At 42.5% G+C, this 14,910-nt stretch carries 15 protein-coding genes; 9 read left to right on the top strand and 6 right to left on the bottom strand.

Annotated elements, in window-relative coordinates:
• The first annotated feature begins 109 nt into the window (after positions 1 to 109).
• The 3 genes from AB4X21_RS08990 to AB4X21_RS08980 all read left to right on the top strand — a co-directional run bounded on the left by AB4X21_RS08990 (position 110) and on the right by AB4X21_RS08980 (position 1,883).
• Positions 110 to 805 carry an AzlC family ABC transporter permease gene (locus AB4X21_RS08990; protein WP_369087873.1) on the top strand — a complete coding sequence of 232 codons (696 nt, stop codon included), beginning with the start codon at positions 110 to 112 and terminating at the stop codon, positions 803 to 805.
• Entirely contained in the window at positions 792 to 1,118 is a 327-nt protein-coding gene (locus tag AB4X21_RS08985) for an AzlD domain-containing protein (protein ID WP_182448465.1), read from the top strand. Before AB4X21_RS08990 ends, AB4X21_RS08985 begins: the two co-directional genes overlap by 14 nt.
• A gap of 102 nt (positions 1,119 to 1,220) precedes the next feature.
• Positions 1,221 to 1,883 carry a hypothetical protein gene (locus tag AB4X21_RS08980; RefSeq protein WP_369087872.1) on the top strand — a complete coding sequence of 221 codons (663 nt, stop codon included), beginning with the start codon at positions 1,221 to 1,223 and terminating at the stop codon, positions 1,881 to 1,883.
• Positions 1,884 to 1,929: 46 nt separating this feature from the next.
• Here AB4X21_RS08980 and gla read toward each other — a convergent pair whose 3' ends face one another.
• Positions 1,930 to 2,802: an aquaglyceroporin Gla gene (gene gla, locus AB4X21_RS08975; RefSeq protein ID WP_369087871.1), complete on the bottom strand. Its 873-nt coding sequence runs from the start codon at positions 2,800 to 2,802 to the stop codon at positions 1,930 to 1,932.
• Positions 2,803 to 2,923: 121 nt separating this feature from the next.
• A complete protein-coding gene (locus AB4X21_RS08970) occupies positions 2,924 to 4,096 on the bottom strand; it encodes an NAD(P)/FAD-dependent oxidoreductase (RefSeq protein WP_369087870.1) in 1,173 nt (390 codons plus the stop codon).
• 236 nt (positions 4,097 to 4,332) lie between these two features.
• On the opposite strand from AB4X21_RS08970, the gene AB4X21_RS08965 reads away from it, so the two are divergent.
• From AB4X21_RS08965 to AB4X21_RS08955, 3 genes are all read left to right on the top strand, one after another.
• The gene (locus tag AB4X21_RS08965; protein ID WP_041818372.1) at positions 4,333 to 4,713 is read left to right on the top strand and encodes a CidA/LrgA family protein; all 381 of its coding nucleotides are present in this window, start codon (positions 4,333 to 4,335) and stop codon (positions 4,711 to 4,713) included.
• Positions 4,706 to 5,401 (top strand): LrgB family protein, encoded by a 696-nt coding sequence (locus AB4X21_RS08960; protein ID WP_003008843.1) that lies wholly within the window; start codon positions 4,706 to 4,708, stop codon positions 5,399 to 5,401. The genes AB4X21_RS08965 and AB4X21_RS08960 overlap by 8 nt, the downstream gene beginning before the upstream one ends.
• A gap of 181 nt (positions 5,402 to 5,582) precedes the next feature.
• Positions 5,583 to 5,882, top strand: coding sequence for a YbaB/EbfC family nucleoid-associated protein (locus tag AB4X21_RS08955; protein WP_003005613.1), 300 nt, complete (start codon positions 5,583 to 5,585; stop codon positions 5,880 to 5,882).
• Between the two features lie 292 nt (positions 5,883 to 6,174).
• On the opposite strand, the gene AB4X21_RS08950 is transcribed toward AB4X21_RS08955, so the two are convergent.
• From AB4X21_RS08950 to AB4X21_RS08935, 4 genes are all read right to left on the bottom strand, one after another.
• Entirely contained in the window at positions 6,175 to 7,749 is a 1,575-nt protein-coding gene (locus AB4X21_RS08950; protein WP_369087869.1) for an ATP-binding cassette domain-containing protein, read from the bottom strand.
• A gap of 323 nt (positions 7,750 to 8,072) precedes the next feature.
• Entirely contained in the window at positions 8,073 to 8,666 is a 594-nt protein-coding gene (locus AB4X21_RS08945) for a 3'-5' exonuclease (RefSeq protein WP_013904187.1), read from the bottom strand.
• Between the two features lie 53 nt (positions 8,667 to 8,719).
• Positions 8,720 to 9,229, bottom strand: a complete 510-nt coding sequence (locus AB4X21_RS08940; protein ID WP_255309074.1) for a DUF536 domain-containing protein — start codon at positions 9,227 to 9,229, stop codon at positions 8,720 to 8,722.
• Between the two features lie 89 nt (positions 9,230 to 9,318).
• Positions 9,319 to 11,607: a Xaa-Pro dipeptidyl-peptidase gene (locus AB4X21_RS08935; protein WP_369087868.1), complete on the bottom strand. Its 2,289-nt coding sequence runs from the start codon at positions 11,605 to 11,607 to the stop codon at positions 9,319 to 9,321.
• 101 nt (positions 11,608 to 11,708) lie between these two features.
• Here AB4X21_RS08935 and AB4X21_RS08930 point away from each other — a divergent pair, with 101 nt between their 5' ends.
• The 3 genes from AB4X21_RS08930 (at position 11,709) to AB4X21_RS08920 (ending at position 14,815) form a co-directional block, all read left to right on the top strand.
• A complete protein-coding gene (locus AB4X21_RS08930) occupies positions 11,709 to 12,989 on the top strand; it encodes a DUF308 domain-containing protein (RefSeq protein ID WP_369087867.1) in 1,281 nt (426 codons plus the stop codon).
• A gap of 106 nt (positions 12,990 to 13,095) precedes the next feature.
• Positions 13,096 to 13,863 carry a CppA N-terminal domain-containing protein gene (locus AB4X21_RS08925; protein WP_301362625.1) on the top strand — a complete coding sequence of 256 codons (768 nt, stop codon included), beginning with the start codon at positions 13,096 to 13,098 and terminating at the stop codon, positions 13,861 to 13,863.
• Positions 13,864 to 13,873: 10 nt separating this feature from the next.
• Complete coding sequence (locus AB4X21_RS08920; protein ID WP_369088379.1) at positions 13,874 to 14,815, top strand: serine hydrolase domain-containing protein; 942 nt, start codon at positions 13,874 to 13,876, stop codon at positions 14,813 to 14,815.
• Positions 14,816 to 14,910 lie beyond the last annotated feature (95 nt).

Genomic DNA, 14,910 nt, shown 5'->3' with positions numbered 1-14,910 from the left:
GAAAGATTGAGGAGGGCATGGATTATAAAGCTTTCTCTCTCATCGGTCCTTTTTCAACCTTTTTTCTTGTGTTATAATAGAGGTCAATGATTCAGAAAGGAGTGAGAGAGTGGAAAAAGATTTTTGGCAGGGGGTGAGGGACGCGCTACCGACGGCTTTGGGCTATATCAGTATTGGCCTAGCTTGCGGTGTGGTGGCGTCTCCCTATCTTTCTCCTTTGGAGATGGCCTTGATGAGTGTATTGGTCTATGCTGGGGCGGCCCAGTTTGCGATGATCTCTCTGATTGCGGCTCATTCTTCGATCTTGAATATGGCCTTGACGGTGTGTTTGATCAATCTTCGTAATATGTTGATGAGTCTGCATACGTCGTCTGACTTTAAGGATGCTAGTCTCTCTCATACCATTGGGATTGGAAGCCTCCTGACCGATGAGAGTTATGGGGTCTACTTGAGCGAGAAGTTAAAGACAGATACCATTACAGTTCCTTGGATGCATGGGAACAATCTAGTAGGCTATGTGGCCTGGATCAGTGCGACGGTTATCGGAACAGCTCTAGGATCTCTCCTACCTGATCCAAAGGCTTTTGGGCTTGATTTTGCTTTGGTGGCTATGTTTATTGGGATTTTTGCAGCCCAGTTTCAAGGAATGCAACTGACAGAAAAGACCAAGACTATGCTCACGGTGCTGTTAGCAGTAGCAGTGAGTTTCTTTCTCTTACTCTTTTTTGTTTCGCAACCGCTAGCTGTGCTAGCTGCGACCTTGATCGGCTGTTTTGTGGGGGTGGTCTGTGATGCGCATGAATAATTATATCTTCATGGCCATTCTGGCTTCAGCCCTCGTTACCTGGATTCCTCGGATCTTGCCCTTCCTATTAGTCAAATACAAGGGACTGCCGGCTCCTGTAACTCGCTTTCTCAAATACCTGCCTATTTCCATTATCTTTGCCTTGGTTTTATCAAGCTTAGTAGATGGGAAAATTGGAAGCCTACCGCAGTTCCACTGGTTGGACCTAGTGGTGACCATTCCCAGTCTCTTTGTAGCCTTTCGTTACAAAAACCTTATGGGAACCGTCTTGTTTGGAATTGTCTTGATCGCCCTATTACGATTGGTGTTTTAAATGTAAAAATATGTTACAAAAAAATTACAATTGTTACAAAAAAACTTGATTTTTGTAACAATTGGAGTATAATGGGGGTCAGAAAGATAAAGAGGTGATCTTATGAAAAAATCAATCTTCCGTTGGAGTGCCGCTGTTCTGGTGGCTGCGTCACTTGGTCTAGCTCTCGGTGGTTGTGGTGCAAAGGATAAAAAGACAGCTACCTCATCCGCAAAAGCATCTACCAGTAAGGTAGAGAAAAAAGCCAAGAGCAATAGCAAAAAGAGTGCAGCATCTTCCTCTCAAGCAAACGATACAGCTAGCTCTTCGACTCAAGCCAGTAGCGCGACAGCTTCAAAAGACTCTGCTAAGACTGAGAATGCGTCTACTACGACGCAAGCTCCTGTCCCTGCAGAATTGGTGGGAACTTGGGTAGGATCTAGTCCACAAGCGGATGCGATTAAAATGACAGTGGATGCCAATGGAGATGTGACAACAGTGGTTAGCTTCAAAAATGATAGCGAACCAACTCGGACAGCGACCTATACGGCTAGAGCTGTCAAAGCAACTGGAAATATCTACTATTGGGAGTCAGAAGGATTGGATGGAGCGGATGCCTTACTTCCTGGGATCACAGGGCTAGGTGTAGCCAACTTCCGACTGGAGCCAGGTTTTGTCTTAGAAGAAGGCCATTATACCCCGATTGTTTTCACAGCGCCTGTCAATACAGAATTTGATTACACCAAATACAATGATTTCCGTTTTTCATTAACCAAGGAACAATAAAAAGACGAACTCGATGGAAAATCGAGTTCGTTTTTTAGTACTTAGATTAAGCAAGATAGATAACTTTGAACAATAGTACAGCTAAGATAGCAGCAAGAATTGGGGCTACAACTGGTACCCAAGCATACCACCATTTTGAATCACCTTTGTGCTCTCCCAAGATAGACTTTGGAAGGAAGGCGTGGACCAAACGAGGACCAAAGTCACGTGCAGGGTTCAAACCAGGTCCAGTAGGACCTCCAAGTGATGTAACAAGAGCCATAACAAGGAATCCAAGAGCCAAGTGAGCAATTCCTAGGCCTGAAGCATGTGCTTGTGATAAAGCCAATTTTGCTGCTGATGAAGTGGCATCAAAGACGCCTCCTTGTTCAGTAGCAGCTTTTTGAGCAAGACCTGCAACCTCTGCACCAAAGAAATGTTTTGTTAAGCCAAGGGCACCAAAGAAAAGGACGAATGAGCCGGCAAACTCGTTGATGAAGCCATTAATTGTAGCAGCTTTACGTGATTCTGGAGTTCCTTTATCTACACTAGAAATGGTTGAGAATGTTCCTAAGATGTTGTTTGGATTTTCAGTTTGGATGTAGTATGGACGGTGAGCTGCAACGACAACCAATTGTCCAAACATAGCTCCAAGAAGTTGGGCAACGATGTATGGTAAAACATTTGCCCATGGGAAGAGTCCGCTAACCGCAAGTCCAAGAGTAAAAGCAGGGTTAATGTGGTTTCCTGAAACATTACCGAACATCAAGGCTGGAATCATTACTCCCATCCCATATCCGATCGCAATGACAAGCCAACCGCTTTGATGACCTTTAGTTCCTTTTAATTCGACGTTTGCAACTGCACCATTTCCGAGGATAAGTAGCAAAGCCGTTCCAATAAACTCTGAAAAGAGTTTAACACTAAAATCAAAATCCATGATTCTAATAATCTCCTTTATAAATTTTATACCAATCCATTCTATCAAGTAAATACTAACTTGTAAAGAATTTTTAAAAATTTTATTTCAATAGATGAAGAATAAAGTTAGTAAATTCCTATTAGTAATGAGGGCTCCCTGCTACCCAACCGGTACAGAGGGCGGATGTGATATTAAAACCGCCTGTATGGGCATTGATATCGAGGACCTCTCCTGCAAAGTGGAGTCCAGGAACGAGCTTACTCTCCAGGGTTTTAGGATTGATTTCTTTGAGGCTGACGCCACCCTTGGTCACAAAGGATTTGGCTAGAGACATCTTCCCAGTGACGGGGATAGGCATCTCTTTGATCTTTTGGATGAGCTCTTCTGTCTGGGGAGGAGTGAGTTGCTTGGCTTTTTCAGGGAATCCTTGCGCCAAGAAATCAGCTAATCGTTCAGGAAGCAGGGCTTTGAGGCTATTTTTAATGGCCTTTTCTCGATGCTCTTCTAGAAAGTCTTTTAACTCTTGAGAAGAGGTAGTCGGAAGGAGGTCCAGAGATAAGATTTCCCCACCTTTAACAAAGCTAGACATCCGAAGGGCTGCAGGACCAGAGAGTCCAAAATGGGTAAAGAGAAGGTCGTGTGTGATGATGTGTTTGCCGTAGCTGAGGGTCACATCTGTCAGAGAGATCCCTTGGAGGGCCTTGTGTGGAAAATCTGTCAAAAGAGGACTTTCTGCCGCTTCTAGATCCGTAATGCTATGTTTGAAGTGGCGGGCGATTTCGTGTCCGTAACCAGTAGAGCCGGTAGAAGGGTAGGATTTGCCTCCAGTCGTAACGATCAGCTTATCGGCTGTCCAAGTGTTTTCAGCTGATTTGACGATGAAGACGTCTTCTGGCTTGGTGACAGAGACCACTTCACAGTTGGTGGCAATACTAGCACCTAGCTCAAGGATCTTATTTTCTAAAGCTTGAATAATGGTGCGAGATTGATCACTAACAGGAAAGACCCGACCATGGTCTTCGACTTTTAGCTTTACCCCATTATCGGTGAAAAATTGGATGATATCATGATTATCAAATTGGGAAAACACACTGTAAAGGAAACGGCCATTTCCAGGGATACCGGCCATCAAATCGTCTAAGGTCCCGTTGTTCGTGACATTACAGCGGCCTCCTCCGGTACCAGCAAGTTTCTTACCCAGCCTTTTATTTTTTTCGATCAGTAGCGTAGGTTGGCCATAAGAGGCGCTGGCAATGGTCGCCATCATACCTGCTGGGCCCCCACCGATGACAATGGTGTGAAAATGAGTCATGTAGATCCTTTCATGGTAACTTAACCGTTTTTGGTTTCATTGTATCATAAAATGGATGTCATGAATCAAAATAGTAGCTTCAATTTTTGGTAATTTGTTTTATTTTTTTAGAAAAAAGCTTGCAAATTTTCCGAAAAGGAGTAAACTGATAGGGATAAATGGATGTTTACTTCTAAGTAAGCAGAAGCGAGGATACGAATCCTTATTGGAAATGATCCATAAAAAGGGAGATGAAGATGAAATTATATGTACAACTGACGATTATATTCACGATTTCATTAATTGGTGAAATCATTTCGGATGGGTTGCACTTACCAATTCCTGGAAGTATGATCGGGCTGTTGATCCTATTTTTATTATTGCAGTTTAAGTTACTACGCATGCGCCACGTCAATATGGTAGGAAATTTTTTATTAGCCAACATGACGATTCTGTTTCTTCCCCCTGCGGTCGGTATCATGGATAAATTCCATGTGATTGCTCCTTATCTATTTCCGATCATGTTGATTCTAGTTGGAGCCTTGGTCATCAATGTGGCTTTAATTGCAATTGTGGTTAGTTTTATAAAAAATCGTTTTGAAGGTGATTATCCAGAAGGGGGACGCAAGCATGGCTAATTTTGCGAGTAATCCTTTATTTGGGATTGTCTTATCTATTTGGGCTTATTTGATTGGAATGTTAATCTTCCGCAGGTATCCCCATCCTATAACAACGCCACTTTTAGTGGCTACAGTAATCGTTATCTTATTCTTAATGATTACAGGAATTTCTTATAAGGATTACTATGTCGGTGGTTCCCTGTTAAATCAGTTGATTGGACCATCAACAGTCGCCTTGGGGATTCCTCTCTATAAAAGTTTCCATTTGATGAAGCATCATGCACGGAGTATTCTGATCGGCTCGACAGTGGCAGTTATTGTGAATACGATTTTTACAGCATTGATCGCGAAAGCATTTGGAATGAAGTACTTTCTAGCCATTTCGCTCTTTCCAAAATCGGTTACGACTGCAATGGCAGTTGGGATTACTGAAAAAATGCAAGGAATTACGACCATTACACTTGTTGTAGTTGTGGCAACTGGATTATTGACAAGTGTCTTGGGTCCAACGATATTGAAACTGTTAAAAATAAAAGATCCAGTAGCTATTGGTTTAGCCCTTGGAGGAACTGGACATGCAGTAGGAACAGGGACAGCGTTTAAGTATGGTCATGTGGCCGGTGCTATGGCAGGATTGGCAATAGGGATCACAGGAATTTTGTATGTGTTCATTAGTCCAATTGTGGCTTCGATGATTTTATCCTAAAACAATTTATTATTTTTCTGAGAGAGGCTCAAAAAGGCTCTCTTTCATTTTGTAGTGAAAGCTTAAAAATCCATCCGGAGTGAAAGAAGCTTTTCATGATTACTATCCAAAGCTTTTCCAAGCGTCTAAAAAATGGTATAATGAACTGTAAATTTCAGAAGTTGGAAGGAATGTAATTACTATGATGAATATGCAAAATATGATGAAGCAAGCTCAAAAATTGCAAAAGCAAATGGAGCAAAGCCAAGCAGAATTAGCCGCAACTCAATTTGTAGGGAAATCTGCTCAAGACTTGGTTGTTGCAACTCTTACAGGTGATAAGAAGGTTGTTTCCATCGATTTCAATGCCGCAGTGGTCGACCCAGAAGATACAGAAACTCTTTCTGATATGACGGTTCAAGCCATCAATGCTGCCATTGAAGAAATTGATGCGGCAACCAAGAAAAAACTCGGTGCTTTCGCAGGAAAATTACCATTTTAAGCTAAGGAAGTTTTCATTAACTCAAAAGAGGCTCAGTTTTGAGCCTTTTTCAGATTGAAGACAAAGTCATATTAAAAACTTTCCTTGGGTGAGTACGGACGTTAGGTGAAATTATCCAGTGGATGATTTCAGCAATCCAGGAAGTTCCAAGACTAATTATTGAGCCTAAGGTCTCAATAATTCCGAGTGCCTGAAACGTTATTGTTTCAGGCACTTTTCTCACGGCGGAAAGTTTTAGTATTTTCTTTCTTTGAAACACTAACGATATATTTTTAGGTTTATGTCAGCAATTTTATTCTTTTCTTAGTTCAATGACTTGATCGTATCGACTTTCATCATCAATATGGTGAGCGATTTCTAACACCATCATCGGTAGTGAGAAAATCAAGTCTCGAACCATTTGACTATTTTCTACGTCAAGAGCTGCAGTTACCTCATCTGCTAATAAAATATCCTTTTTACGAAGTAGGAAGCGGGCTAGTTCAATCCGGACACGTTGTCCGCCTGAAATATTTTCTCCGTTATTAGTGATTACAAAATCAAGCCCATCAGTTAGTTCATGGTCGAGTTTGACTTGTCTTAAAACAGTCTCTAATTCTTGATCTGAAAACTCTTGTCCCAAACTGAGATTGTAGCGAACAGTATCATTAAAGAGGAAAGGATGCTGGCTGATAATGCCTACCTGACGAACAAAGTGACTTGTTTTAACACCATCCCTTGTACGACAAGTAATCGTTCCGGCATCCGGCTTTTCTTCTCCTGTGATCATTCGGAAGAGGGTTGATTTCCCACAGCCACTTGGCCCTTTGATGAGGACTTTTTCGCCTTGTCGAATGGCTAGATTAAGATCGCGAAGAATCTCTCTACCGTTATAAGATTTACTTAAATGAGAAATTTCTAGTTCTTCTACTTGAGAGATCGAATGATTGTCCGATTCACTATCATCTGCTCGATTTAAAATTCCGAAAATCTTTTCTGCCGTTGTTTTGGCTCCTTGTACTTCAACCACATCATACATGATATTTTGGATAGGCCCTACCAGTTGACCAGCAGCAATATACATAGCAACCAGGCTAGCCACTGAAACATGATGACCCTGCATAGCAAGGAAGAACCCTAATACCAAGGGGAGTACTTGGCTCAGAAAGACCATAAAACCATTACAAAAGAAAACAATATTATGGGTAAAAGCAAACCTTTGAATAGCTCGTTGATAACGAAGATTGATATTCCAGACGCGCTGAGAATTTTCAGGCAAGGCTTGATTCATCCGCAAGGTCTGAGCTCCTCGAATACTATCAGAGATTTGGTTATGAACAGCTGTTCTTCCCTGAGACATTTCATCCCCTGAATTCTTTAGCTTATTATTCATCAAGAATTGTGGAATGGGACGTAAGATCGTGAAGAAAACAAAGATAGAACCCAATAAAACATTTTGGGCAATGATATAGATCGCCGTAATCAGTGCCCCAAATCCCCAACATGAAATAGACATATAGCGTTCAAAAAAGTTATCTCCTAAAAATTCCATATCCTGTGTCAGCATGGTAATCTTTTCATCTTCACTATATTCCCTGTCTTCCATTAACTTCTGAAAAAGGGCCGTTCGGATATTCATGTGAATTTCACGTCTAAAGACATTATTTGCATGATTACAAAATAACATTAGACTATACAAAGCGAAATAGACAGAAAAACCAAAGAGAGCAAATTTCCAAATAGAGGAATAGGTAAGGTTATTTTGATCTATCGATAGTGCTTTGGCAACAACCAAAGGTTGACCTAATGCGAGACCCCCATTTGCCAGTGCTCCAATAATGGTTAGGTATTTTGTTTTTTTATCAAGATATTTAAAGATATTAATCATAAATCTCTCCTAGAAAATAGAACCCTATGATTGAGAAATATCAGATGTAATCATTAAATCTTATTACATATTATTCTTTGTGATATATTTTACATGCTCATTATACATCTAAGAATAAGTCTGGTCAATGAATATTTAAAAAATTAGAAATGATTAAATCTTTAATAACTAATATTTTAAGTTAAGCCTTTGAAAAAGCTCTACTTGTTTGTTGGATGAAAATTTACTTTAGTCAATCTTTACAGAAATGAAATAAAAAGAACCCCCAAAGAAAGATATGAAAACATCTAACTCTAGGAGTACTGCTCAGTTTTGAGCTTTTTTTATTCATCAAAAAATCCGGATAAGTCCAAGCCTCCGAAGGGGTTGGTGGAGAAGTTTTCTTGCTCTTCAAGGAGGGTGCGGCCTTGATCAAATTCGAGGAATTGTTCGTAGACAAGAGCTGTCATGCGAGCGTCTTCTAAGCTATCGTGTGATTTTCCTGCGACTCCCAAAAATTCTGCAACGGTGTGGAGTTGGAGATTTTTAATGCCGTGGAGGTCAGATGGACGACGTTCGAAAGCCTCGTCAAAGACATCGACAGCGTACTGGTCTTCTAGATCCAAGCCATTTTCAAGTAGGATGGGTAGGTCGCTCTTTTTGGCATTGTATCCGATCAAGGGCCGGTCTCCTACAAAGGCCTTGAATTCACTGAGGACCTGCTCGAGTTGAGGGGCATTTTGGATCTTATCCTGAGTAATGCCGGTCAGGCCGTTAATAAAGCTTTTTAGAGGCTTATCGGTGTAAACGTAGGAGTCGTAGTGGTCGACTTCTTTACCGTCCGTGAAACGCACGGCAGATACCTGGATGATCTGATAGGCACCTTCGTATTGGTTAAATTCGAGATCGAAGGCGATATAATCTTCTAATGCTTTCATGGAAAATCTCCTGTGGTAGAAAAGAAAAGGGACTGGTAGGATCCAGCCCCAGATTATCGACGGAAAACGCGTGCCCAGAAACCTTTGCTTTCTTGCTCTTGCACTTTTTCATTGGCTTGTTCGAGTTCAAGTTTCAAGGTATCGCGGTCGTTCATTGCTTGTAAAGTCAATTGTTGTTGTTGGTCCAATTGCTTGTCTTTTTCAGCAATTTGAACGTCTTTCACGCGCAACTGTTCATCTTTCTTAGCGAGTTGCTCGTCTTTGGCCTTGAGTTGCTCGTAGAGACGGACGATTTCAGCATTTTTTTCATCCACCAAAATTTCCATCAATTCGCGTTGCTTCACATCATCGCTGACTGGCTCATCTTCAAAAATAGTTTTTTTGTAGATTTCTTCGAGCTTGATCAAGCCACTACGGGTTACAACGGTAACCCCTTTTTCGTTTTTTTGGGTATCTTCTGGAGCCAGCGCCTTGACACGGTTATTGACCGCCTGGCGGCTGACTCCTAAAATTTCAGCAATTTCGCTGACAGTTTTTTCAATCGCCATAACTTCCTCTAATATCTTTTTCTATGAAATACTCTATTAGATAGTAACATAAGTAGGCTAAGCTGTCAAATGAAGCAAAGAAAGGCTAAGCCTTGATACCACGATTAGTGGGCCTCTGTCATTTCAGGAAGATGGAGGCTTGATTGTGCTAAGTCAATGGTGAGTTGGTAATCGGTTTGATCACGCACAGTGATTTCAAAGTCCGTCGTGTAGAGGACCAAGCGAAGGGTTGCGCCTTTTTCGAGCTTGTAGATGGTTGGTTGGAGTTCAAAGTCAAATTCCATCCACTCGCCTGGCGTTACGGCCTCAACTTCTAAGAGGTCATGCCGGTTTTGGAGGTTGAGATAACCTTTAGAAATGACTCGTTGGCCCGCTTCCTTGAATGGCAACTCGGTCAAGTTGTCTAGCATATGGTAGCGACCGTTATCCAGCGTACGGACCGATAAGACTGCAGGATAGGGTTGGAGGTATTTCTTGCTTCCAAGCTCTAAGAGTTGGGCTGAGAGAAGGCCTTTATTGGTGCTGGAGTGAAGTCGCAGGTGAAGGCGAGCTTTCCCGTTGAGGTGCAGGTCTTCTTCGATTGGAAGATCGATCGTCACCTGTTGGGCCTTGTCTTGGTAAAGATCGCTTAAGAAGGTCGGATAAGCCTTGCCATAGCGCTCGTAATCTTTTGTCTCGTAGCGGTTTTGGATGACTTTTTCACCATCTCCGAGTAGGAAGGTCCGCTGACTTGTTTGATTGCCAAAATCATCCAAGGAAGTCCAACTTTGTTCTCCTGTATTGTCCTGCCAGATAACAGTAGGCAATTCATAGCTTGAATCGTAGCCTAGCAATTTTTTAGAGAGAAGGGCATTCATGCTCTCACGGAAGTCAATGGATTGCCAGTTGTTGAGGTAAACATGGGCACCATTGTGGTAGAAGAGGTGTTTCTTGATGCTTGCTGGAAGGGCTTGGAACATGTTAAAGACGTGAAGCGGTTTGACGTTCCAGTCTTGGGAGCCATGGGTAAAGACAACCTCTGCCTTGACCCGATTTGCATTTAAGAGATAATTGCGATCGTGCCAGAATTGATTGTAGTCTCCTGTTTTGCGATCCAATTGCTTTTTAACCTCTTCCAAATCAGCGACATGGGCTGCGTGGTGGCGGAGATAGTCTCCAGCCCGAAGGGCGCGGGAATAGGTCAACTCAGCAAGCGAATCAAAATCCTCTCCAGGATAGCCACCAGGACTCGTCACGAGTCCGTTTTCGCGATAGTAGTTGTACCAAGAGGAAATACCAGCTTCTGCGATGATGACTTCTAGGCCATCAACACCGGTGGTCGCAAGGCCGTTAGACATGGTCCCTAGGTAGGATAAGCCCGTCGTAGCAACCTTGCCATTAGACCAATCAGCCTTAACTTGGCGTTTGCGTGTATGATCTGTGAAGGCACGACAGCGTCCGTTGAGCCAGTCGATGACATTTTTATAGGCCTCGATTTGACGGTAATCCCCGTTGGTCATCAAGCCTTGGGAATCCTTGGTTCCAAGACCGGAGACGTAGAGATTGGCAAAGCCACGAGCGAGCAGGTAGTCATTGAGAGTATAACTGCTGTTGATATGAGTGAGGGTTTCTTCGGTCTCAGAGACTAGTTGGGCTGAACCGACAGGATCCACCAATTCTAATTGAGGTTCTTCTACTTGAATGGTATGAGGTTCTTTGACCTGGAGGTTCACATTCATATTATAGAGCGCCTTGTCACTAGCCTTGTCATTGGTTCCTTGGTGATAAGGGCTAGCAGTCATGACGGCTGGAATTTTTCCTTCATAGCGAGGGCGAATAATATTGACCTTGACCAAATCTGGAAGACCATCCTGATCGCTATCAATTCGACTTTCTACATAGACCACTTCACGGATCACATCATGGCAGTTAAAGGTGGCTAGACTTTTTCCGTTGAAAAAGTGGTAGCGATTGTCTTCAGGGATTAAGCCATCACTAACCAAATGCTCAATTAGTAAATTCCCTTTGACTGTTCGAGTATTGAGGAGGTGATAGAGATTTTCTACCAAGTTTCCGTATTTAATCGGAAATTGGACTTCTTTTAAGAAGCTATCTGTATCTTCAAAGTCAATAAAATAGCGGAAACCAAGCAACTGGAGGGCCACTGTGTAGAAAATATTTGGAGACCATTCGCGGTCAGATTGGAAATAACTTAGGAGATCTGTTTCAGCATCCACCACAAGGTTAGAGAGGGGATAGTCTGTGTTTTTATAAGTGAAGAACACTTTGCGAACAAAGCATTCAAACTGTTCTTTTTCTGTAAGATGAAGAGGAAGGTCGAAACCGATTTCTTTTAATTCTTTTAGAATATCTGCTTGGTCGAGAGCCAAGTAACTATATTGATTGTATTTCATAGGATGCTCCTTTTGTCAGCTTCACTGTTTCTTTACTTTTTATATTATACTTGATAAAATAGTATTTGTCTAAAGAACTTTGATCTCTGAAGGAGGGTGTCATGGTGAGAAAATTATCTGTTGAAGAAGTTGCAAGAAGACGGACTTTATTGTTTGGGGTTCTTGCCGTCATTTTTGGGATCCTCATTTTTCGAAACGGTGTTGGTTTCACAAAATTTTCCTTGGATCTATTAGCCATTTACTTTTTAGTTGATGGACTAGGAAGCTTTCTTCTTCGCTTTTTGTTACGTAGCAAGTCTATTTCCTATAGCCACTCTATTTGGTTTATTTTTCTTTCACTTGCGTTGATCTGGTTGAATCGACTGAGTAGTCTGCCCGTAAACTTAGTTGTGATTTGTTTAGGGGCATATCAGTTGGGGAGTGCCATTGTCTATGGGATCACATTTTGGCTTTATAAGGCCAATCGGGTAAAAGGAGGCTGGCTCTATTTATGGGATGCGCTTTTAAACGGTGGGATTGGTCTAGCAACTGTCTTGGAACCTGGTTCAGATGGGCACTTCCAATTTATCCTCTTGGGGGCTTATCTGGTCTTGTTGGGGATTTCTAATATTCGAGATGGTATTTTATTTGACAAAGACCAACAAGGCCAAGAGTTAAAACGTCGCTTTCGTATTAGCCTACCGGTTATCTTTGCAGCCTTTATCCCTGCTAAGGAGTTAAAACGGTTTAACCAGTTTCTTCAAAAAGGGAGCTCGGCGGGACACACAGGCCCTTATCGATTGGTGAAAAAAGAAGAAGAGGCAAGGGAATTAGAAATTTTGGTTCATACTTCTGACAGCAACTTATTTGGAGCGATTGGGCATGTAGATATTTGTTATCAGGGGAAGGTCATTTCTTACGGAAGTTACGATCCCTTTTCAGAGCGTCTATTTGGGACGATTGGGGATGGCGTACTGTTTAAAGTGGATAAGGAACCATACATCGAACTATGTAAAAAAGAGAGTCAAAAGACGCTGTTTGGCTACAGCCTATCCCTTACCGAAGAAGAGAATCAGGCAGTAGAGAAGCGTCTAGCTGAAATTGATCAGTTGTTAGAACCTTGGGATCCACCTAGTAGGTTACTGGAAGACGGTCAGCCGACCTACGCTTACAAATTGAAATATGATTTAGGGGCTGAGCTATATAAATTTACTTCTTCGCGTTTTAAATCTTACTTTGTTCTGTCTACGAATTGCTGCCTGTTAGCAGATTCCATTGTGGGACAGGCGGGAACGGTTGTATTAGATGTGCGTGGAGTGATTGCACCAGGGACCTATCAGGATTACTTAGAATACGAATTTGAAGCTCCAAACGGGCGGGTCTATACACGAACAGTATACTAAAAAAAGAAAGACGGATTTTTATTTTTGAAAAATCTGTCTTTTTTGCACAAGATTTCTTGTAAAAAGCCAGAAAATCTTTTACAATAAAAAGTGCTTGGAGGAAAGTATGACAGCAAATCAGATCGTAAGAGTGATCCCAGTCTTGAAAGTGAATAACCGAAATGTCAATCAACGCTTTTATGAAGAGACATTGGGAATGAAAGTATTAGTGGAAGAAGGAGCTCTCCTATCTTTAGGGGATGCCTCAAAAGTAGAGAAAATTGTCTTAGAAGAGTCACCGAGTATGCGTTCGCGTAAGGTCGAAGGTCCAAAGAAATTGGGTCGCATTGTGGTGAAAGTGGCACAAGCTCAAGAAATTGATTATTTGTTGGCCCGCCAGCCAGAAACAAGCGCCCTTTACCAAGGTGCTAATGGTCGCGCCTTTGAAGTTGTGTCTCCCCAAGGAGATACCATTTTCGTGCATGCGGAAGAAAATCTTGAAAACCTAGAACCGTTGGAGAAAGCGCCTCTTGTAGAAGCTCCCGAAGATTTCAAAGGTTTGACGAACTTTGATGTGGACTTTCTTGGGGTCAACGTGGCTGATCTTGCTGAGTCTGAGAAGTTCTATAGCAACTTGCCCGCTCTTGCCCGCTTTATCCATTTGCAGGCAGCCCAAGGAGAAGATCTCCAGGTGGAGAACAAGGTGACTTGGGATTTGAGTATGATTAAGGTCGAATTGGCTCCTTTTGATGTGGAAGTTCTGAAAGAAAGCTTGGGAGAAGCTGTTGATTTTGTGCACCGTAAGGGAACTTTCTTGATTGCCAAGGATCCAAGCCAGATCGAACTCTGGTTTGAAGCCAATCAAGATCAGGTCCATATTTCTTATGAAGAATAAGAATGGAGTGATGAGCGTGAATGCAATCATCGAAAAAATTACCGAACAAATCCAAGAAGGCATCTATCCAGGTGCCTCTCTTGCGCTTTACCGCAATGGTCAGTGGAGTGAGCACTATCTAGGACTTGCGGACCCTGAAAAAGGAGAGCCAGTAGTGGCTGACCTGGTCTATGATTTGGCCAGTGTCAGTAAGGTCGTCGGAGTCGCTACCATCTGTGCCTTTTTGTATGCGAAAGGGGAGCTTGAGCTTGATCGCCCCTTTAAAGAGCTTTACCCGCGTTTTGCTCATGAGAAGACAACCATCCGGGAACTCTTGACCCATACGTCAGGACTTGATCCTTTTATCCCCAACCGGGATCAATTGGATGCGAGACAGTTGAAAACAGCCCTTGAAAATTTGCAGTTAAAAGAAGACAAGAGTTTTCATTACACCGACGTCAATTTTCTTTTACTGGGCTTTTGGTTAGAAGACAGGTTTCACCAGCCCTTGGATCGTTTATTTGAAGAGCTGATCTTTACACCTTGGAAGATGACGGAGACACGGTTTGGACCGGTCGAAAAGGCGGTGCCAACGGTCCGTGGCCTTGCTTCTGGAAGTGTTCATGATCCCAAAGCGAGAGTATTGGGCTGTCATGCGGGAAGTGCTGGTCTTTTTTCAACTGTTGCTGATCTAGAGCGCTTCTTAGAGCATTATCTGAAGGATGATTTTGCGCGTGACTTGTCTCAGAATTTTGCGCGTGAAGAGGGCAAGACCCGCGCTCTTGGATGGAATCTAGAGGGGGACTGGTTGGATCATACGGGCTATACAGGAACCTTCATCATGTACAATCGAAAGAGGCAGGAAGCTGTGATCTTTTTGTCCAACCGGATCTATGAGAAGGACGAACGGGCCCAATGGATCCTGGACCGCAACTATTTGATGGACTTGATCAAACAAGAATTTGAGAAATAGAAATGGAAGGCTAGGATGATGGATCCTGGCCTTTTGCTATCTGTCAGATAGAACTCAACTCCGTCTTAGGTTGGATTTCCTTCAAAAGCATCGCT

It is taken from the genome of Streptococcus sp. CP1998 (assembly GCF_041026655.1).
In the GTDB taxonomy this organism is placed as follows: domain Bacteria; phylum Bacillota; class Bacilli; order Lactobacillales; family Streptococcaceae; genus Streptococcus; species Streptococcus dentalis.
This window is presented reverse-complemented; position numbering and strand designations above follow the sequence as displayed.